At 44.0% G+C, this 22655-nt stretch carries 13 protein-coding genes; all 13 read right to left on the bottom strand.

Features of this window, described 5'->3' with window-relative positions:
• Window positions 1-12: 12 nt before the first annotated feature.
• The 13 genes from rplD to FLA_RS00595 all read right to left on the bottom strand — a co-directional run bounded on the left by rplD (window position 13) and on the right by FLA_RS00595 (window position 22385).
• Complete coding sequence (rplD, locus tag FLA_RS00655) at window positions 13-651, bottom strand: 50S ribosomal protein L4 (RefSeq protein ID WP_076379468.1); 639 nt, start codon at window positions 649-651, stop codon at window positions 13-15.
• A gap of 18 nt (window positions 652-669) precedes the next feature.
• Window positions 670-1287, bottom strand: a complete 618-nt coding sequence (gene rplC / locus FLA_RS00650) for a 50S ribosomal protein L3 (RefSeq protein ID WP_076379469.1) — start codon at window positions 1285-1287, stop codon at window positions 670-672.
• 345 nt (window positions 1288-1632) lie between these two features.
• On the bottom strand, window positions 1633-1938 hold the full coding sequence (gene rpsJ, locus FLA_RS00645) for a 30S ribosomal protein S10 (RefSeq protein WP_068242832.1): 306 nt from the start codon (window positions 1936-1938) through the stop codon (window positions 1633-1635).
• Between the two features lie 207 nt (window positions 1939-2145).
• On the bottom strand, window positions 2146-4296 hold the full coding sequence (gene fusA / locus FLA_RS00640) for an elongation factor G (protein ID WP_076379470.1): 2151 nt from the start codon (window positions 4294-4296) through the stop codon (window positions 2146-2148).
• 194 nt (window positions 4297-4490) lie between these two features.
• On the bottom strand, window positions 4491-5411 hold the full coding sequence (locus FLA_RS00635) for a bestrophin family protein (protein WP_076379813.1): 921 nt from the start codon (window positions 5409-5411) through the stop codon (window positions 4491-4493).
• Between the two features lie 47 nt (window positions 5412-5458).
• Complete coding sequence (locus tag FLA_RS00630; RefSeq protein WP_076379471.1) at window positions 5459-5944, bottom strand: hypothetical protein; 486 nt, start codon at window positions 5942-5944, stop codon at window positions 5459-5461.
• A 72-nt stretch (window positions 5945-6016) separates the two neighbouring features.
• Window positions 6017-7384, bottom strand: a complete 1368-nt coding sequence (locus FLA_RS00625; RefSeq protein ID WP_076379472.1) for a HAMP domain-containing sensor histidine kinase — start codon at window positions 7382-7384, stop codon at window positions 6017-6019.
• Window positions 7368-8066, bottom strand: a complete 699-nt coding sequence (locus FLA_RS00620) for a response regulator transcription factor (protein WP_076379473.1) — start codon at window positions 8064-8066, stop codon at window positions 7368-7370. Before FLA_RS00620 ends, FLA_RS00625 begins: the two co-directional genes overlap by 17 nt.
• A 105-nt stretch (window positions 8067-8171) precedes the next feature.
• Complete coding sequence (gene rpsG, locus FLA_RS00615) at window positions 8172-8639, bottom strand: 30S ribosomal protein S7 (RefSeq protein ID WP_076379474.1); 468 nt, start codon at window positions 8637-8639, stop codon at window positions 8172-8174.
• 80 nt (window positions 8640-8719) lie between these two features.
• Complete coding sequence (gene rpsL, locus FLA_RS00610) at window positions 8720-9100, bottom strand: 30S ribosomal protein S12 (RefSeq protein ID WP_076379475.1); 381 nt, start codon at window positions 9098-9100, stop codon at window positions 8720-8722.
• A 194-nt stretch (window positions 9101-9294) separates the two neighbouring features.
• Window positions 9295-11331, bottom strand: coding sequence for an OmpA family protein (locus FLA_RS00605; RefSeq protein WP_076379476.1), 2037 nt, complete (start codon window positions 11329-11331; stop codon window positions 9295-9297).
• 43 nt (window positions 11332-11374) lie between these two features.
• Entirely contained in the window at window positions 11375-12385 is a 1011-nt protein-coding gene (locus tag FLA_RS00600) for a PorP/SprF family type IX secretion system membrane protein (protein WP_076379477.1), read from the bottom strand.
• Window positions 12386-12395: 10 nt separating this feature from the next.
• Entirely contained in the window at window positions 12396-22385 is a 9990-nt protein-coding gene (locus tag FLA_RS00595; RefSeq protein ID WP_144264040.1) for an Ig-like domain-containing protein, read from the bottom strand.
• Window positions 22386-22655: the final 270 nt, after the last annotated feature.

Genomic DNA, 22655 nt, shown 5'->3' with positions numbered 1-22655 from the left:
ATTTGAAAAATTCTATGCTTCAACGCTATCTTCTATCTCTGTAAATACTTTAGCAGCATTTTCAGTTAAGATCAGGACATCAGAGTTAACAATATCATAAGTATTGATATCAGTTAACAAAGTGCTTCCTACAGAAGAAATGTTGCGTAAGCTCAGATACAGGTTATCGTTGTACTCGTCCAGAACAAACAGGCTCTTCTTGCCAGCTACGTTCAGGTTCTTTAAAACTTCAGCAAACTGCTTGGTTTTAGGAGTGTCGAAGGTCATTTCTTCAACAATTACGATAGCGTTTTCTTTTGCTTTATAAGATAAAGCAGAGATCTTAGCCAGGTCTTTAACTTTCTTGTTCAATTTAAAGCCATAACCATGCGGCTTAGGTCCGAAGATGGTACCACCACCTTTGTATAAAGGGTTACGGATGTTACCTTTACGAGAACCACCTGTACCTTTTTGACGGTGCAGTTTACGGCTTGCACCATGAACTTCAGCGCGGGTTTTTACTTTGTGTGTACCTTGGCGTTGAGCAGCAAGATATTGTTTAACAGCCAGGTAAATTACGTGGTCGTTAGGCTCAGTACCAAATATATCGTCCGGCAACTCAATTGATCTGCCAGTTTTTTGTCCTTTTGTATTTAAAACTTCTACTTGCATCGTACTTCAGGTTAAAATTTATTTCTGGATTAAAACGATGGAACCGTTGTGGCCTGGTACAGAACCAGTTACAAGAATGTAATTTTTCTCAGGGAAAATTTTAACCACTTTCAGGCCTTTAACTTTCACTCTGTCGCCACCCATACGGCCGGCCATTCTCATACCCTTAAATACGCGTGAAGGATAAGAAGAACCACCAACAGAACCTGGTGCACGCTGACGGTCATGCTGGCCGTGTGATTGCTCACCAACACCGCTAAAACCATGGCGCTTTACAACACCCTGAAAACCTTTACCTTTTGAAGTACCAACTACTTCCACATCTTCACCTTCAGTAAAGATGTCAACGGTAACCGTTTCACCTAAATTTTTATCCAGAGAATAGTCGCGGAATTCTTTTACGAATCGCTTAGGAGCAGTTTGGGCTTTTGCGAAGTGATTAATGTCGCCCTTTGTAGCATGCTTTTCTTTCTTGTCGCCAAATGCTAACTGTAATGCTTTGTAACCATCTGTGTCTTGAGACTTCACTTGGGTTACAACACAGGGACCAGCTTCAATGATGGTGCAGGCAGTCTGCTTACCATCGGGACTGAAGATGCTGGTCATCCCAATTTTTTTTCCGATAATACCTTTCATTCTGTTGCGGTTTACGCCCCGCAAGGTCATGAGGACATTCTTATCATTTGCCGCTCTCATCCCAGAGCGGATTCAAAGAATTCAATCCTTTGTTTGCCATCAACCTTTTCCGTTGTTCGGTAACCAGTAGGTTAACCGGTAGAAGTACTGATGGTAAACAAACCTCGAAGGGCTTGTTTATATTTCTAATAGTTAAGCTTTTCTGCCAATAGGCTTCAAAGCAATGATATATGTCAGAGCTCTTTTCTTCTGCACTTTTGCAGAATTGAGAGATAATCTATTTATAAGAACGTAGGCTGAATTTACCTGTCGCATACTGCTTACAGTAGTACGCCAGGTAAATCATCAGGCTTTAATCTCTACTTCAACGCCAGATGGCAGATCCAGTTTACTTAAAGCATCTACAGTTCTTGAAGAAGAAGTATAGATATCCAGTAAACGCTTGTGCGTACACAGTTGGAATTGCTCACGACTTTTCTTGTTCACGTGTGGAGAACGTAAAACCGTAAATATTCTTTTGTGAGTAGGCAAAGGAATAGGACCAGTAACTACTGCTCCTGTGCTACGAACGGTTTTAACGATTTTCTCGGCAGATTTGTCTACCAGGTTGTGGTCGTACGACTGTAATTTGATTCTGATTCTTTGCGACATAGCCTAAACCCAAAATTTCTAATTGGGAGCGCAAAGGTATGCACCCGCTTTCAATTACACAAACCTTTTGAGGATTATTTTCTTAAAATTTCCTAAAAAGGCCATATTTATCCACAAAAAGGCCCAACTTGTTATTAAGTCGGGCCTTTTTTATGGTGGTTAAAAGGGATTGCTCACCTTTCAACCACTGTTATTTTCAGACTGTAATTAGTCTTCAATTTTCACTTTTCCTTTAGATTTTGCAATTACTTCCTCAGCTACGTTGTTAGGAGCAGGGTTGTAATGACTGAACTCCATGGTAGAAGTTGCACGGCCGGAAGACAGAGAACGCAGTTGAGTTACATAACCAAACATTTCGCTCAATGGCACTTTAGCCTTAATAACCTGCAGGTTGGCACGGCTATCCATACCTTCCAGCATACCACGACGGCGGTTTAAGTCACCTGTAACGTCACCCATGTACTGGTCTGGCGTTAACACTTCCACCTTCATAATAGGCTCTAAAAGCGTTGGTTTTGCTTTACGGCCAGCTTCACGGAAACCAGCTTTAGCGCACAATTCAAAGCTCATAGAGTCAGAATCCACATCATGGTAGCTACCATCAAATACTCTGATCTTCATGTTGTTTACAGGGAAACCAGCCAGTACACCTGTAGTCATAGAAGTTTCAAAGCCTTTCAGAATAGCAGGAATGAATTCTTTAGGGATAGAACCACCAAAGATATCGTTCACAAACTGGAAGCTCTTTCCTTCGTTCTCTTTCATCCACTCTTCATCAGCAGGGCCGATAGAGAATTGAATGTCAGCGAATTTACCACGACCACCAGACTGCTTCTTCAGCACTTCACGGTGTTCAACGGTAGTACCGAATGATTCTTTGTAAGCAACCTGAGGAGCACCCTGGTTAACTTCCACCTTAAACTCACGACGCATACGGTCGATGATGATTTCCAGGTGTAATTCACCCATACCACGCAGGATAGTTTGACCGGTATCTTCATCTGTGTTTACGCGTAAGGTAGGATCTTCTTCTACCAGTTTAGCGATAGCCATACCCATTTTGTCCACGTCAGCCTGAGTTTTAGGTTCAACCGCGATAGCGATTACCGGTTCAGGAATGAACATGTTTTCCAGGGTAATTGGATGGTTTTCATCACACAGGGTATCACCGGTTTTGATTTCTTTGAAACCTACCGCTGCACCAATATCACCAGCTTCGATAAAGTCGATGGGGTTTTGCTTGTTAGCAAACATCTTCATGATACGGCTGATACGCTCTTTTTTACCGCTTCTTACGTTCAATACATAAGAACCAGCATCCAGGTGACCGCTATAGCACCGGAAGAACGCCAGACGACCTACGAAAGGATCAGTCATGATTTTGAATGCCAGGGCAGAGAATGGCGCCTTAGGATCAGCCTTACGGGTGATAGTTTCACCAGAATCAGGATCTGTACCTACGGTGTCTTCAATATCAACAGGAGAAGGCAGGTAACGGCAAACAGCATCTAACGCAGTTTGTACACCTTTGTTCTTGAAAGAAGAACCACACATCATAGGAACAATGCTCAGGTCGATGGTAGCCTTACGGATAGCCTCGTGCATTTCTTCCTCAGTGATGCTGTTAGGATCTTCAAAGAATTTTTCCATCAGGGTATCGTCGTATTCAGCAACGGCTTCTACCAGGTTGGCTCTCCATTCGTTTGCTTCTTCAACCATATCAGCAGGCACATCAATTTCATCAAAGGTCATACCTTCAGTTTCCATGTGCCAGATGATACCTTTCATCTTAATCAAGTCAACCACACCGGTGAAATTATCTTCCGCACCGATAGGTAACTGTAAAGGAACCGCTTTAGCACCCAGCATTTCTTTTACCTGGTTAACCACCATCAAGAAATCGGCACCGGAACGGTCCATTTTGTTTACGAAACCGATACGTGGAACACGGTAACGGTTTGCCTGACGCCATACTGTTTCAGACTGTGGCTCAACACCATCAACCGCAGAAAACAATGCAATCAGACCATCCAGTACACGCATAGAACGTTCCACCTCTACGGTAAAGTCCACGTGACCGGGAGTATCGATAATGTTAAAAGAGTATTTTTTAGTGTTGGCATCTGCCGTACCTCTCACAGTAGGGAAGTTCCATTGGCAGCTTACAGCAGCAGAGGTAATGGTAATACCTCTCTCCTTTTCTTGCTCCATCCAGTCAGTAGTAGCTGCACCATCGTGCACTTCACCAATTTTGTGAATCATACCGGTGTAGCGCAAAATACGCTCGGTAGTTGTGGTCTTACCGGCATCAATGTGTGCGGCAATACCGAAGTTGCGTTGAAATTTCAAGTCCGCCATAAAAAAAATAAAAGTTTAATAGAAGTTATCAAAAACCGGGCACACTTCTGCCACCTGATTTTCAGGGCGCAAAGGTAGTGATTTTAGTATACTAACAAGCATCAGGCGCATTAAATTGTGATTACAAAAAAAGCCCGGCAGAAGAATCTGCCGGGCAACTACTATAGACATGATCAAAACCCTTGATTAATAACCTATAACACATAAAAGCTTGCAATAGGCTGTACCTCTGTTTCCGTAAACTGCGCATGATCGTTCAACATCTGCCGCAAATCCTTTTCTATGGTCCGGGAAATAGTGGTCATTGGTGTATCAGTAGGTTTATTTTCAAATGGATCCTGTAACTGAATAGCCATTTTCTCTATCAGTAAAAAAGAGGCAGCAATAGCTGTTACCAGCGGCACCTCCATCCAGCCAAAAAAGTCAATCACCGAAAAAGGTAGCAGCAGGATAAAAAATATAATGGTAAAATGCAGGTACAAACTGTAGGTAACCGGAAAAATAGTATTCTTAATCCGCTCACATTTCCCCATATTATCACACAACCTCGTTAAAGTACGGTCCAGTTCCACGTGCTGATAAGCGTTAATCCACCCTTTCTGCAAGGCATACGCAATGTCGCGGCCATGCATGTCCAGTAAGGCATTAGGCTTATTATCATAATGCGCTATCTGCTGCAATTCCCTTTTACCAATCAGCCGATCCAGTCCCTGTGTCCCATTCAACTTGCGTAAGCTCTGCCCCAGGCTGTATGTCCAGGCAATCTGCCGCCGTACAAAAGCCGTTCTGAAATGCGTAAATTCTTCCTCCTGGTAAACACCTTCGGCAGCAAAAGAAAGCACCTGGCGCGTTAACGTGCGCGAATCATTTACTATGGCCCCCCAGATGTTTCGCGCCTCCCACCAGCGGTCATACGCCTGGTTCGAGCGAAATGCAAGTAACAGAGAAATTACTGTGCCCATAATAGTAGGCACGGCTATGGGTATAGAGATATCTTTTACATTAAAGGTGCGGAAAAGCAAAGCCACAATGCTGGCATACAATACCACCAGCATCAGCTCGTATTTTACTTTTCCCAGCACATATCCCAGGGGTATTTTATCTTTTAACAACATATTTCCTCCTTCTTTTGTACCAAACATTCGTAACAAAAGCAAAAGCGCTAACTCACTGCCAGCAGAAGATCAGCCATTCTAATCTGCTTCACATCTCCTGGTTGTGGCTGTAACGCCACCCGGTCAATATCACATTTGGCATATGTAAGCAAACCAGATATATCTATGCTGTTGTTACATGCCTTTTGCAACACGTAATCAGCGGGATACACAATCAGGTCTATTGTATTGGCATGCAAAAAATTTCGAAAAGCATGGCGGGTATTTCCATGCATAAACCGGATGGAAATGTTGGTAATAACAGAAGCATACCTGTTTTTAATGATCATACAGGCGTTCTCAAATTCTTTGGTAATCAGCTTATACCTGTCATTATTTCTGCCAAACAATAGTAAATCAGACAATGAATCCGGCATAGTTAAACCATGCATCAGCAAAATATTCAATTGCTCAGCTTTATACTTTTCTACCGTGGCCACAATAATGTCCAGGGAGTGAACAGTAAAATCTGTAGGAATTACTATATTTTTCATAATACCACAAGGTTAGTACAGTGGTATTAAGAGCGAATAAGAAAGAAATTAGAACCAGATTAGAATTAAATTTTATTGCTGAATGGGCAAACTGATATGAATAATACACCCTTCTCCTGCACGGGAATTCACTACAATATCCCCCTCATGCATCCGAAGTATATTACGGGATAATGGCAACCCGATACCGTATCCTTTGTGGCTTCCCACATTAGAAGCCCTGAAAAACGGATCAAATATATAGGGCAGTTCATTCTCAGGAATTCCAATTCCCATATCCCTTACAATAATTAAAATACGCTCATCAGTGGCTGCCACCCCTATTGTAACAGGCTTGTTATCCGAATATTTACAGGCGTTTAACACCACATTACTCAACGCCAGCACCAGCAGCTGCATATTCCCCTTCAATGTCAGCTTCCGCTCCTCCTCCGGCAAATGACTGGTATCAAAATAAACATGATTAGAGGGCTTAATGTTATCAACCGACTGTTTCACCGCCCAAACAAGCTCATCTGCCCTCAAAACTTCCCAGTGCTGCTTCTTCCCATCAAAACCCGTCTGAGCCAGGTTTAGCAGGGAAGTGGTGATATGGCGCAAACGCTCCGCTTCACTTAACACAATACGAAGTGATTGAACATAGGCTTCTTCTTCCCTTTTTTTACTTAAAGCCAGTTCTGCCTCCCCAATGATAGCAGTCAACGGCGTACTTAGCTCATGAGAAGCGTTGCTCACAAAATTGTTTTGCGATTCAAAGGAGGTTTCCAGCCGGTCAAGCATATTATTAAAAGTATGTACCAGCTCTCCAATTTCATCTTTCCCCCCGGTTTCTCCTAATCGCAAATGCAGGTTGTTACTGCTGATATCCTTCACACGATGGGTTATGCGCCTGACCGGCTTCAAAATTTGCCGGGAAAACAAAATACCCACTGTCAGCATTACAATTACAGACACCAGAAATCCCACAATCATTACCTTCTTCAGGTTGCCAAGATATCCTCTGCTAAATTCATTAACAGCAGATACAATTACAATATGACTTCCCCCAGGCTGTTCATACAGTAACCCCAGATAAAACCGGTCGTCATGGCGATACATGGCTTCCTTTTCCCTTATTACACGGTAAAAAAAAGAATGCGGCACCTCCGGCAGGTTCATACTATCCGGCCGGCCTGTACTCCTGTTTATCGCTATAAAATATTCCTTTTCCAAAGGCAGCCCTTCCAGGTGTTCACGCCGGATCTCATTATAAGCCTGAACATGCGTTTTATCCTCACCTAACTTCGCTTTGGCAGCAACGATAGCCCGTATCTCAAGTCGCTTATAAAAATCTTCAAACGCATTTCTGCTGGCAAAAAAGTATACAAACCCACTTAAAAAAAGCAGGATAGCAGCCGAGATGGCTGTAAACAGCAAAGTGATTTTAGTTTGAATTTTCATTGCTATGCGTTTCCTTCAGAATATAGCCCATACCTATAACTGTATGAATCAATGCACTTGAATTGCCCTTATCCAGCTTCTTCCGTAAATAGTTCACATACACATCCACCACGTTGGTGCCCATATTAAAATCAATTCCCCAAACATGCTCCAGTATCTCCATCCGGGATAATACTTTGCGCTGGTTCTTCAACATAAATTCCAGTAAACGATATTCTGTCGCTGTTAAACTAATGGTTTTACCACCACGTTGCACTGTTTTGGCATTGGCATCTACCTGTAAATCATCGATAGAAAGAATATCCGGCTTTTCCATTGCAGAAAAATTACGCCGGGTAAGAGAACGGATACGTGCCTGTAGCTCGGCAAACTTAAAAGGCTTTACCAGGTAGTCATCCGCACCACTATCAAGACCTGTAACCACATTTTCAGTACTACCTAAAGCAGTTAACATTAAAATGGGAGCATTCACATTGGCCTCCCGAAGTTTACGGCAAATATCCAGGCCATTCATGCCTGGCAACATAATATCCAGCAAAATAATAGCAAACTCATGCTCACTGGCAATGGAGTATCCCAATATGCCATCCATAGCCACGGTTACTTCATAACCCGCCTCTGAAAGACCACGTTGAATAAACGAAGCCACATTTACCTCATCTTCTACCAATAAAACTTTCATAATCAGGATAATCTATCCTACAAATTAGCAACACAAACGCATAAAAAACAAAAACGCCCTGAATAATCAGGGCGCTTCTCCAAAAATATATAGGTGAATATATTGTTAGATACGGAAGTGGGAGAATGCTTTGTTAGCTTCTGCCATACGATGCGTATCTTCTTTCTTTTTAAACGCTGCTCCTTCACCTTTACTAGCTGCAACGATTTCGTTAGCCAGTTTGTCAGCCATTGTACGACCATTTCTTTCACGGCTGTAGCGGATTAACCACTTCATGCTTAAAGAAATTTTACGGTCAGGGCGAACTTCGGTAGGAATCTGGAAAGTAGCACCACCGATACGACGGCTACGTACTTCTACTCCAGGAGTTACATTGCTCAGAGCTTTTTTCCATATCTCATAACCATCTTCACCGGTTATTTTGCTAACCTTGTCAACGGCAGTATAGAATATATTAATAGCTGCGCTTTTTTTACCGTCCCACATTAAGTTGTTCACAAAACGTGTAACCAGTTTGTCGTTAAAACGACCATCGGGCGCTAAAGGTAATTTCTTGGCTTGTGCTTTCCGCATTGTCTGCTTGCATTAAATTTTTCAAAATTCTGTTTATCAAGGCAGGTCTGTATAACCTTACCCGCTTAAGAAAACGAAGACTATTTCTTAGGCTTCTCTTTCTTGGTACCGTATTTAGAACGGCTTTGTTTACGGTCTTTCACGCCGGCAGTATCGAGGCTACCACGAACGATGTGATAACGCACACCTGGTAAATCCTTAACACGACCACCACGAATCAACACGATAGAGTGCTCTTGCAGGTTGTGACCTTCACCAGGGATATAGGCGATAACTTCTACCTTGTTAGTCAAACGTACTTTAGCTACTTTACGTAAAGCCGAGTTTGGCTTTTTAGGGGTAGTAGTGTAAACCCTTGTACAAACGCCACGACGTTGAGGACATGCATCCAGTGCGCGGGATTTGCTTTTTGCCCTGATTATTTCACGGCCCTTTCTTACTAACTGCTGTATTGTAGGCATTCTAAACCATTTATTTTTGGGACGGCAAAGGTAACAGCAACAGAATCAATTTCCAAATAAATATCTAAAAACTATGTGGATTTCTTTTTGATTTAGGTCGCTGTTTAACTTTTTATCCACCATTTCGAATAAGTTTCAAAAATACAAATCCTGCTGTTACCAACAGGATTTGCAGTACTATTTATTCCAATTTACTAATAATGAATCACTTTTAACTCTGTTCTGCGGTTAAGCGCCCGGCCGTCAGGATTATCCTTTCCGCTTGGCGTTGTATTAGGCGCAATAGGGCAACATTTGCCATACCCCTTGCTTTGCAGGCGCATAGTCTCAATACCCACTTTAATCAGGTACTCTACGCACGATCTGGCGCGGGCGTCTGACAATTTCAGGTTGTACTTCTCAGTCCCCTTACTATCTGTATGAGCACTCATTTCAACCACCATATCAGGATACATACGCATTACCTTAGCAAGGGTATCCAGAATAGGGAAAGATTCCGGACGCAGCGTAGCTTTGTCAAAATCATAATAAATATCCTTCATAACCACAGGCTGCCCTACCGGATAAGGCTTGGCCGTATCTTCATGTTTCAGACAAAGGTCCGGGTTCATTAAAGTATCTGCACCACTCTCACCGGGCTTATAAAAATGTAACGACTTAGGTAAATAATATTTTTTCTCTCCTACCACCTTCAAAGGCATAAATTCTTCAATTTCAAATCCATAGGTGCCTGTTGCATCAATATCCTGTGTATACACTATTTTATTAGTAATAGTATCCACCACATTCACCCTGGCTCCCACCATGGGTTCATTAGTTCCACAATCCACTAGCTTACCGGTTACATATAAACTCTTACGCTTTAATTCAAACAACTCCAGGCAACAAACCGAACTACGGTCACTACTGAAATTGGCATCTGTAAACAGGTATTTTCTGCCGCGGCTTGAAAAATAGATATCATCCTTGGTGGAATTAATAGGATATCCCAGGTTTTTTACTTCCGCCCAACCAGCAAAATCCCCTTTGGAGCTATATAAATCGAATCCTCCCATTCCAACCCTCCCATTACTGGCAAACACCAGTGTATTAGTGGCTGCATGATAAAAAGGAGCTTCCTCGTCGTCTACAGTATTAATAGAAGTACCCATATTACTGGCAGGACCAGGAATACCATTGGCATCCAGCACAGAATACCATAAATCGTATTTTCCCACTCCACCCGGACGGTCAGAAGCGAAAACAAGATGTTTTCCATCAATAGTCACAAAGGGCTGTATAGAACTGTATCCCTCTACATTCACCGAAATATTCAGCTTCACCGGATCTGACCAGGTAGGACCACTTTTCTCACTCATATAAATAGCGCCTTTGTTCTTTCCTTCTACCTGAACCCAACGGGTTAAGAACATCCTGCGACCATCAGCTGTAAAAACAGCAGCACCTTGCTGCAAACTCTTATTTACATCCACTTTCACTTTTACAGGCAAAGAATAACCGGAATCAGTGATAGAACTCTGATAAAGATTGTTGAAATATGGGTTGGTGCCTTTAGACCAGGCAATAGCAGCACTATCTCCCCTGGAAGAAGTGAACACAAAAGTTTTGTTATCCATCCAAACAGGGGCATAGGTGGCTCCTCCCTGGTTAATAAAACTATTCATCTTGTCTACCTGCACATTGAATTTTTCAAAGGACAACTGTTCTTGTATAAACTTACAATTGGCCAGTTCTTTTTTTGCACTGTTGGTATACTCATCCTCCAAAGTACGACCTTGTAAAAAATGTTTAAACTCACCTTGCGCTTCCGAATACTTTGTATTGGCACGAAGGCTTACACCATACCAGTAATGTGCCAGTGGAAAACTCGCCGAATCAAACTGCGTACTCACTCCATACCACTTTTCAGCATTGGAATAGTCGAAATACATCCGGTACGATTCAGCCAGGCGGTACACTACATTCTCATAAGTGTTCGCCTCTTTTTTCATTCCTTTGGCAGCAATCTTTACCATATAAGGTTGATAGTTTCCCAGGGCAGTCTTCGCATTTTTACTGGTCAGAAACTTTGCATAATACTGGGCGGCGGAATAATAATCCCCCCGCTCGTAAAACATATCTGCAGTTCTTTTATAATCATACAGGTATTGAGCAGAGATAATATTGCAACATAATAGCAGGATTATCGTATAAAAGCTCACTTTAAGGAATAGAGCGTTAGTATATTTCATATTCTTATTTTAATCCAAGGCCTTTCTTTAGCTAAGCAAAAAATTATAATCTGGGGCATATAAAATTCTCACTGGGAAAAGCTCTTGTTCTTCTTCCTGTAAAGGACAATGACAATTCAAATGCATTGCTTGCGCGGGCCAGGTTTTTTAGTTTAGACACGTTAGCATCATAGCTGACACCCAATATCATGTGTTCGTAATGAAACCCAATGAATGGAGTTACAGCATCCTGAAAGCGATAATACCCGCCTACTAAAAAATCAGTGAAAGTATTAGCCTTGAATTGTGCATACGCTCCCACCATCTTCTCTTCCGAATTGCCTTGCCTCATATACAAAGCATTGGGTGTAACCACAAGCGCTTCACTCAACACCCATCTCACACCACCATGTATAGCATAACGAATAGGCAAGGTTTCCTTTTTACCATATACAAAAGGATCTTCCGGACGTGTCAGGTGAAACGCAGAAACTCCCAGAAAGGTGTTTAAAGTTTTATTAGGATCAGAATCGAAATATAACACACCTGCGCCCGCATCAAACACATTGGAAGAATTGCGGCTCAGGGCCTCACTGGTAGGATTACTGGGATTGTATCCTGTAATAGGATTCCACTGATCGGCAAACTGGAATTTGGCAGGATCAAATCTCCTGCTCAATAAGCCGGCTTGTAAACCAACTACCAGACGTTGATATCCATTAGGCCCAAACTTAATCCCGGTATATGCTGCAGAGGCATAGGCATTAAGATAGTTATAACCTGCATCCCCTGCAGCCTGGTTCATTATATTCAGGCCCAGATTCAGATTTTTCTTGGTTACAAAATCGGCAGATAATCCAACAGTTGAAAAAGGGTTGGCAATATTATTCCACTGGCTTCTATAATTGGCGCTTACCCGGTAATCGCCATCAATAGCACCTGTTAAAGCAGGATTCAGCCACATAGGATATGCATAATATTGCGAGAAGTGAGGGTCCACCTGTGCTTTTAAACAGGTGGTTCCCAACAACATGCTGCACAATGCAAGCAGCTTAATATTATTTTTCATTCGCATAACTTTATTTTTAACGTACCAGGCTCACAGAACCTTTTCTGTCAATAGTGGTACCATCCAACAGTTTAATTTTGAAAATGTATACATACACCCCTACAGGCTGTAGCTGTCCACCCGCCATACCATTCCAGCCCGTTCTGTCCTGGGTATGATATATCAGCTCGCCCCACTGGCTATAAATCCACATTTCCAGGGTTGCTATGTTATTGCTTAACGCGGTGAAGTAATCATTCTTACCATCATTATTAGGTGTAAACACATTCGGAATAAACACGCTGTTACCTAACGGATTGGTAGCTGTACCGCTAACCTTAGCAGACAGGCTGCTTGTTTGACATACCTGTGCTCCTATAGCTCTCACCTGGATAGATACTTCCTGGTTTGGCTGTAAGCCTCCGATGGTATGAGATAAGCCATTATTACCGTTTGGAGTAGTAAAGGTTACACCATCCAGCGTCACCTCATAACCAATAGCTCCTGCTACCGCATTCCACTTAAAGGTCACTGACGCTGATGTAACAGAATCTACTGTTACTACAGGTGCAGCCAATGGACGATAAATGGTAACCGTAGTCTGGCCTCTGTCCGTACTGGCGCAGCCACCGGCATTGGATACTGCTACATAGAAAGTAGTATCAGATGTAATAGCCCCTGTTGCAAAAGTGCTGCCGGTAAATATTACCGTATTGCTGTTAGCACTGTTATACCAGTTATATACTGCACCTGGCACAGAAGAAGAAGCAGTAAGCGTTACCATACTTCCTGAACATACCGCAGGCGTGCTATTGGCAATCGCCGGAGCGGCCGGAGCAGCAGAAACGGTTACGTTTACAGTAGAGCGTGTACTGCTTGCACAAGAAGAAGCATTTACCGCCTCTACATAATACACTGTACCCGAAGTGATATTATTAAGCACATAATTAGCGCCTGTAAACAGTACAGCACCACCAGCAGCTGTACTATACCAGTTGTAAGTATATCCGGATACCGGATTTTGTACCTGCAACGTTGCAGCACTACCCGAACAAACAACCACATTATCAGACACTACGGCCGGCGCATCCGGAACTGCATTTACAGTTACAGCTACTGTTGCACGTGTGGTGCTTACACAGCCAGCATTAACAGCTGTTTCCACATAGTAGCTGGTGCTGTTGTTAAGCACATTGGTAGCATAAGTATTACCAGTAAACAGCAGATTACCACCTGCCGGTAAATCATACCAGTTATATACATATCTCGAATCAGGACTTTGTACACTTAAAGTAGCCGGAGTACCTGCACAAATGGTACGTCCCGTAGCAGCTATCACCGGTGCAGAAGGCGGTGCAACCACAGTTACGTTCACTTGTGTACGTGAACTTGCTGTACAGGTTGCATTGCTCACTTCTACAAAATAAGTAGCGTTTGCTGCCAGCGGAAGCGTTGTATAAGAAGATCCTGTTGCCAGTAATAATCCTCCGCTACCCGCTGTATACCATCTGTAAGTGAGATCCGTTTGCGCATTTTCTACCTGTAAAGTGGTAGACTGGCCTATACAAGCTGTAGTTCCTGTTGCAGAAACAGTAGGTGGTTGTAACACATTACTTACCTGCACAGTAGCCGCAGCCCTTGTTGCACTGGAACATCCTGTGCCGCTGCTGGCCTCTACATAATAGTTGGTATTAGTGGTAAGGGCAGGTGTAACAAACGTACTGCCACTAAACACCAGGTTACCACCTGTGGCAGCATCGTACCACAAATAAGCAATACCAGGTTGTGGAGTTTGAATGCTCAAGGTAGCCGTACTGCCCGAGCAGGTTACTACGCCGCTATTTACCAGAACAGGGGTAACAGGCTGTGTATTCACTGTTACAGGAACCGCCGTACGGATGCTTGCTGCGCAACCTGCGGCACTGCTGCTTTCAACATAGAAAGTAGTATTGGCAGATATGGCAGAAGTCACATAAGTAGTTCCTTCCATTAACAGATTACCACCAGCCGCTGCATCGTACCAGCGGTAAATAATACCAGTTTGTGGTGAGGCTATGGTTAAAGTAGCCTGGCTTCCCGAACAAATACTGGTTCCGGTAACTGCAGGAGCAGAAGGCGACTGAGATACAGTTACATTCACCGTAGTCCGTGCGTTACCTGTACAGGTACCATTAGTTACCTCTACATAGTAAGTAACACTTGCATTCAATACAGGAGTGGTATAAGAAGAACCCGTAGTAACCAGGTTGCCGCCACTGCTGGCAGTATACCAGCTATAGCTTAATCCTGGCTGAACATTATTGACAGTTAACGTAGTAGGATTACCTGCACAGATATTAGTACCGGCTGCATCAATCACAGCATCTGCCGGACGTGTATTCACAGTCACGGTCACCTGTGTACGTGATCCACTGGTACAGCCGCCATTAGCAGCTCCTACATAATAGGTAACACCAGTAGTTAATCCCGGAGTAGTAATGCTGGTGCCGCTGAACAGCAGGTTACCAGCTGTAGGTGCATCGTACCAGTTATATACAGTACCCGCCTGTGGAGTTTGTACACTTAACACAGCGCTGTTACCAGAACATACCGGGTTGGTAGCTCCTGCAATCACCGGAGCAGCCGGCGTTGTATTTACCATAATAGTAACCACCGCACGAACAGGAGCGCTACAGCCAGCAGCCGATACGGCATCTACAGAATAAACAGTTGCTGTAGTTAATGGTGCTGTAGTATAAGTGGTTCCCACTGCTACTAAAGTACCACCGGCATCATACCAGTTATAGGTTACATTTTGTTGTGGAGTTTGAACAGAAAGTGCAACGGTTCCGCCTGAACATACAGAAGATCCGTTACCATTAATAACAGGAGTTACAGGTGCAGGAGTCACATTTACCACAGCAGTTGCCCTGGCCACACTTGCACAACCAGCACTGTTGGTGGCCTCTACATAATAAGTAGCGCCTATAGCAAGTGTTGGAGTGGTAAAGCTGGCTCCTGTAAATAACAGGTTACCACCTGTGGCAGAATCATACCATTTGTAGGTTATACCTCCGGTTACATTCTGCACCTGGAAGCTGGCCGCATTACCTGCGCAAATAGCTACATTCACATTTGCCAGCGTTGGAGTTGCCGGCTGGGCGTTAACAGTAACAGTAACCTGTGTGCGACTGCTACCAGTACATCCGGCAGCGCTGATTACTTCTACAAAATAAGAAGTATTGGCAGTTAACGCCGGTGTTACAAAAGTAGCACCATCAAACAAAGCATTACCGCCTACAGGCGCATCGTACCATCTGTAAATTGCGCCGGTTTGTGCATTCTGCACCTGGAGGGTAGCAGCAGATCCGCTACATACAGATACATTATTGCTTACTACAGTTGGCGGTGGCAATACAGGGTTCACCACCACAGTAGCCGCTGTTCTGGCGCCTGTGCTACAACCAGCTGCATTCACAGCTTCAATATAGTAAACAGTGGTTGCTGTCAACACCGGTGTCTGGAAGGTAGTACCACTAAATACAATACTGCCACCATTGGCCACATTATACCAGTTATAAGTTACCCCCGCATCCGGATTTAATATTTGTAAAGTTGCCGATCCGGAACAAACAACAGTACTGTCATTGGTTCCCACAATTCCTCTTGAAACCGGCAATGTATTCACTGTAACATTCACAGTATCCCTGTTCGTACTTACACAGGTTGAACCGGTATTCACCGCCTCTACACTATAGAACGTAGAAGTAGAAAGAGCCGGTGTAGTAAAGCTGGTTCCGGTTCCTCCCAACACACCACTGGCGTTATACCAGTTATAAGTAACACCCGTTTGTGCACCATTCAGCGTTAATACCGCTGTTTTACCAGCGCACACCTGTACTGTATCGTTAGCAGCCACAGGCGTTTGCGGTGCAGCATTTACCAGCACAGCAACCTGCACACGGTTAAGGTTAGGACAATTGGTAGAGGTTCTCCTGGCCTGCGCATAGTAAATGGCCGTGTTGGCTAATGCAGGCGTTGTATAAGAAGCTCCGGTAGCCACCAGGGAATCTCCTGATACTCCATTCGTATACCATTCAATAGTGGCATTAGGAGAAGCAGTTGCGGTCAATGTTGTAGTACCGCCGCTACATATGGCAACCGGATTATTGCTGGTTAACACCGGAGGAGCAATTAACCGGGTTGTATAATAAATATTAACACTGGTTAACGCACTTACCAGCCCACTGGTAGCTCTTACCTGTATACCATCAAATGGCTGGGCAGGCACAAACTTCGCAATAAACTTACCACCTGCTCCCAGTCCAAGCAGTTGTATATGAATTAATCCATTATTTAAAGAGACAGCATCGCCATTAGGAGTAGCGCCGTTGTACGACTGTATTTGTATACCACTCAGAATATCCGCCGCTAATACTGTTGGCGGACCTTCCAGCAAAATAGCAACCGTATCGCCAGCCGTGCTTACAGATGGGAATTTCAGTATCTGTTCAGCATAAGCATTCACCAGGCCAACTGCAATATTTAAAGTAGAAGCTGTAGCGGTATCTGTATCCACCGCACCGCCAGCATTCGTAATGCCACATCCTATACATAATCCATCTACTGTATTGGTTTCACTGGTAGCAGCGTCACAAGCCAGGTTCACACCTGGATTTACAGTAATGGTAACCGCAGTTCTGGTAGAAGTAGAACATGCAGCACCAGCCAGCACGGCCTCTACATAATAGGTAGTAGTAGCTGTTAAAGGCGGTGTATTATAAGTAGCGCCAGTAAACACAGCAGTACCACCGGAAGGCTGCAGGAACCAGTTAAAGGTTACACCGGCAGTAGCAGAAGTAGCCGTAATAGAAGCACTTTGTCCAGCCTGTATCACCGCACCTGGTGCATTCACCGTAACCACAGGTGCAGCCGGTGGCTGACTCAACGTTACAGCAACACCGGTACGTGGGCTTACGCAATTAGTGCCACCTACCGCTTCTACATAGAAAGTAGTATCGCCAGTAATAGCCGGAGTAGTAAAGCTTGCTCCGGTTGCTAATACCGCACCGCCAACAGGTACATTATACCAATTATAAGTAAATGAGCCCTGTGGATTTTGTACACTCAATACCGTAGCATTTCCTGAGCAGGATGCTACTGAATCACTGGCTACAACAGGAGCTTGTAATCCGGCATTTACCACTACAGTAACCATTGAACGTGTAGCACTGATACAACCGGTACCATTGCTGGCGCCTACATAGTAAACTGTATCTGCACTTAATGCAGGGGTAGTGAAGCTTGATCCGGTAAATATAGCCGTACCTCCGGTACTGTTACTATACCAGCTATAGGTAATGCCAGCCTGTGGATTTTGCACAGAAAGTGTAGCAGGTACACCCGCACAGGTTGTTACCGTAGAGTCTGTTACAGCCGGAGCGCCAGGAGCAGGAATCACATTCACTACTACCGGCTTACGAACAAGAGCAGCACAACCTGTATTACTTACAGATTCTGCATAGTATATAGTAGTATCCGTTAATGCAGGAGTAATATAAGTAGCGCCCACTATTAAAAGAGTACCGCCTGTAGAGTCGCTATACCATTTAAATGTAGTATTAGCAGGGCTGCTGGCTATTAAAGTAGCCTGCTGGCCTGCACAAATAGCTACAGTATCCGCATTCACAATAGGTCCTGCCTTAATACGTTGTGCATATCCAACATGCACAGCACTTAATAAGGTAGCAAGGCCTGAGTTCATTCTCAACTCCACTCTGTCAAATACCTGGGTTGGCACAAACTTAATGATACCATTAGTATCGCCAGACAGTAGCTGTAGTTGTACTAAGCCATTATTGGCAACAGTGGTTCTGTCATTATTATAAGTAGCGCCATTATAGCTGGCTACCTGTAAAGACGACACCACACTGATGTCAGTTAAACCTACAGGGAAAGTAACATGAATGGCCACCGTATCACCCGCATCGCCAGTGAATGGGAAACCTAATGTTTGTTGAACATAAGCATTGGTTAAACCAGCTATCACATGCAGCTCAGAAGAGGTGCTGGCGTCATTATCCACGGCAAGTGCAGCGGAATCAACAGAACACAGCACACACAAACCGCCCACAGCAGTAGTTTGCGTAGTTGCTACATCACAAGGTACCGGAACTCCCGAACCGGTAAATACTGTAACCGGAACTACCAGGCGTGTAGCTAAACTACAGGTATTGGCACCGCCTGCACCTAAATAATAATTGGTGGAAGCAGTTAATGCAGGCGTTGTAAAGTTTGGACCTGTAAACGCCGGAGTACCACCTGTTGCAACTGCATACCAGCTAAAGGTTGTATTAGGCGTAGAAGAGCTGGCTACAAAGCTGGCAGTTTGTCCACTGCCAATAACTGCCGACGGTGGCGTTACAGCCACATCAGCAGGCGCTGCATTTACAGTCACTACAGCAGTAGCGCGTCCGGTACTGCTACAGCCATTATTAACGCTTTCCACATAATAACTGGTGTTAGCCGTTAATGCAGGGGTTACCAGGGTATCGCCTGTATACACAGGGGTACCGCCACTGGCAGTAGTATACCATTTAATCAGCATTCCAACAGGCGCTGTCACATACAATTTCGCAGAATCTCCGCTACAAATGCTCACAGAAGTAGCATTCAGGGTCGGATTATCCGGAATGGTATTGGGAACAACATTCACCTGCGTTCTATTCACATTCACGCAACCATAGCGTGAAGACTCTATATAATAAGTTGTTGGAGTTGTTACAGGAGGAGTAGTATAAGTAGTTCCGGTAAATACAGGAGAACCACCCGCCGCTGTAGTATACCAGTTAATAGTGGCATTTACAGGGCTGTTCACAGTAAGAACTGCCGAAGAACCGGTACATACATTTACTATATTCTGGCGGGAAGAGAACACCGCCGCATCATATACATATAAGTTAGAAAGCACGTTTGCCACACCATTCAGCACTACAGCTATTCCATTAAAGGAATGCGGTGCAGCCAGCTTCAATCTGAACCTTCCTCCACCTAATCCTAATAACTGTGCTTTTACCAAACCTGAATTAGCTACAGTAGCGTCGCCATTAGCAACATTACCTGTGTAAGTTTCTAATGAAATAGCCCCCAGCACCTGCGCGCCTAATACCTGGGAAGGCACTTCCAGGTCAATTTGTATGCTATCACCTGCACTGTAATTACCAGAGAATTTCAGCACCTGGCCAACAGTAGCAGCAACCCCAACCGTAGCAGTAATAGTGGAATGAGTAGTAGTGTCGCCATCAACAGCCAGCAAAGGATCTGTAATACTACAACCCACACAAACACCCGTAGTAACCGGTCCGCTTTGTGTACCTGCATGTGCAAGCACCGATTGTGGAGCCAGTAAAGGAGTACCGGCATAGGTTTGAACAGCATATATCCTCAACTGACCAACAGCACTCACTCCGGCCAGTGTAACAGCTACACCGTCAAAAGAGTTTTTAGCTGGTACCGTTACTTTAATTTTACCACTACCACCAGTACCCAGTAATTGCGCACTCGCAACAGCACTATCCAGGAATACTAAGTCACCATTAGCATTATTGCCACTATAGGTTTGAATAGCAATCCCTCCTAACAGCGTTGCACTTAATAATTGACCAGGCACTTCCAGTATTACACTAATACTATCTCCCGGATATCCCGTGTTACCGAACTTGAATAGCTGGCCAAAACCACCTACACCAACTGTAGTGGAAATAGTAGAATAACTGCCGAGGTCAGCACCAATGGCATTATCCCCATTGGTAACAGCACATAATAAGCACAAAGACTGATTTTGTGTTGATTGTGAAGTAGCATAACCACACACTACATCATTCACCACATTCACAGTAACCATGGCACGGGTTAAACTGCTACATCCGCCAGGATCAGCCGCTTCTACATAAAAGCTGGCACTATTGGAAAGCGCTGGCGTAGTATAGCTGGTTCCTGTATGTAATAAGGTACCACCCGCAGCCGAATCATACCAATTATAAGCAAGACCATCTATCGGTCCGTCTATAGTAAATGTGGCAGCACTGCCAGGATTAACATTTGCAACAGGATCTACCAGTATTGGTGTAGAAGGCGAAGGCTGCACAGTCACACTCAATTGAATACGTGCACCATTTGTACAACCACTTGCGTTTACAGCTTCTACATAATAATTGGTGCTGGCAGCCAGCTGTGGCGTTACAAAATTAGTACCCGTAAATAACAGGTTTCCGCCGGTAGCTGCATCATACCAGTTATACACAACCCCCGTTTCCGGATTTTGTATCGCAAAAGAGGTGGTTCTGCCTGAACAGATTTGCCTGGTTAAAGGTGTGGGGTTAGCCACTAAAGGCAACTTGCTCACAGGCACCAATACAGCAGTTCTGCCATTAGTATTGGTACACGTACCATTAGATGCTTCTACATAAAAAGTAGTACTGTCTGTTAATAATGGAGTTACAAAGCTTACACCCGAGTCCAATACAGCTCCGCCGGTAGCACCAGTGTACCATCTGTAAGTAACGCCCGTTTCCGGATTTGTTACAGCAAAGGTAGCTGTCCTGCCTGTACACACAGGTTGCACTGCAGGCACAACAGGATCAAGCGGAATCGTTTTCACTGTTACAGTCACTCTTACCCGCTCACTTTCATAAGTACAACCTATTTTAGCCGCTGCTACAAAATAAGAACGCGTGGCACTTAAAGCACCCGTATTATAAGTAGCACCAGATGAAGTTGTAAATAATGGGGTCGGGCTGGTAGAATCAGCATACCAGCGTATTTCATTACCTGTGGAAGTAGTGGCATTCAATCCCACCGAACCACCGGTACATATAGTATAATTCTGTGATTGGCTTCCACCAAACGTAGGCTTACCCGCTGTGCGGATAGCTCCGTAGTAGCGGATAGTTTGCGTAAGATTCGCATTCAGCAAAGAAGAGAAGGTTAGTCGAATCCTGTTTACAGGCTGACCTGGCCTTATTATAAAAGGTGTTTTCTGTCCACTGTTTAAAAGCCCCACTAAATCTAATCCCAGTAAAGTATTTAATTGCTGGGTAGAAACCAGTGTTGTTCCATTATAAGAATTGACAGTAATATTATTAGCCAGCCCTACATTTAATAACGCAGGAGAAGATTGTACCTGCAAATGAAACTCATCATCTGCCTTAGAAAGGTTATCAAAATAAACATCCTGGCTGATAGAACCTGCTACCGCCAGCGCCCCTAAACCCAGTTCAGAATAATTGGTAGTATCTGTATCTATTATGTTCTTAGGATCGCGTACTCCCGCATTACCTAATTGTAAAGCATCCAGGCTTAATCCTGAACCATCAAAGGAAGTAGCAAAGCCTTGTACACAAGGATCAGAGCTGCCTGATGCATTATAAAAGGCATAGTACACCTGCGTACTGTTGCTGGTACCCAGTAATACCGCATTGGTTACATCCTGGATATAAATTCTGTCATAGGCGGCTGCAGGCGTTAACGCTATGTAATAATATCCGTTCACATCCTGAACAAGTTTCAGGTTGTCGGCAGAAAACGGAGTACTGCTGGCGCCACTTAATACCGCCGTAGCTCCGTTACGCGCCTGTATATTAAAATAGTGATTGCCGAGTACCACAGTACCCAGCACGTTGGCCAGTAAATTACCTAAGCTGCCTCCTAACAACGATTTCAACAAACCGGTATCTGTGTTAATACGCACATAAGTAGTAACACCTGCACCTACTGTTGTTGGAAATTTCAGCTCCAGCGTTCCCTGGTAACTCCCTAAGCCTACAGCTACCCCTCCATAGGAGTTTAGCTGGGCAAAAGAAGTTTCAGAGCTACTGATAGCATTGGTAGGGTTGGTTACATGATCCGACGCTGCGGTGCCAATAGTAACCTGATTGGCATAAACCCGCTGGGCGCTTACCCTGTTCATATAAAATGAACAGAAAAACAGCAAGGGAATTGCGAAAGTTTTTAAGTAAGACCTCATCCGCCCGGTGTAAAGCTTCATCATATTCCGTGAATTAATATTTCTTTTAGAGTTCTGTTCATGCCAGGCATAGCCTTGCATACAGAGGCATTCAGAAAATATTGGATATTCAATCGAACTTGACAGCCAGGTTCTGTTCAGGCAGTTCACATACTGAACAGAAGCCGTTACGGGCATATTGGATTTTAAATGGGAGACGTTTCTTTACTTCAAAAGCGCAGCGCAATACATCTGTTCTATTGAAATCAGCAAGCATCAGATTTCCCTTAAAGCCTATTTTAATACGTTTTAATA

The organism is Filimonas lacunae (assembly GCF_002355595.1).
Lineage (GTDB): Bacteria > Bacteroidota > Bacteroidia > Chitinophagales > Chitinophagaceae > Filimonas > Filimonas lacunae.
The sequence above is the reverse complement of the archived record's forward strand: the minus strand, read 5'-3'. Positions and strand labels throughout refer to the sequence as shown.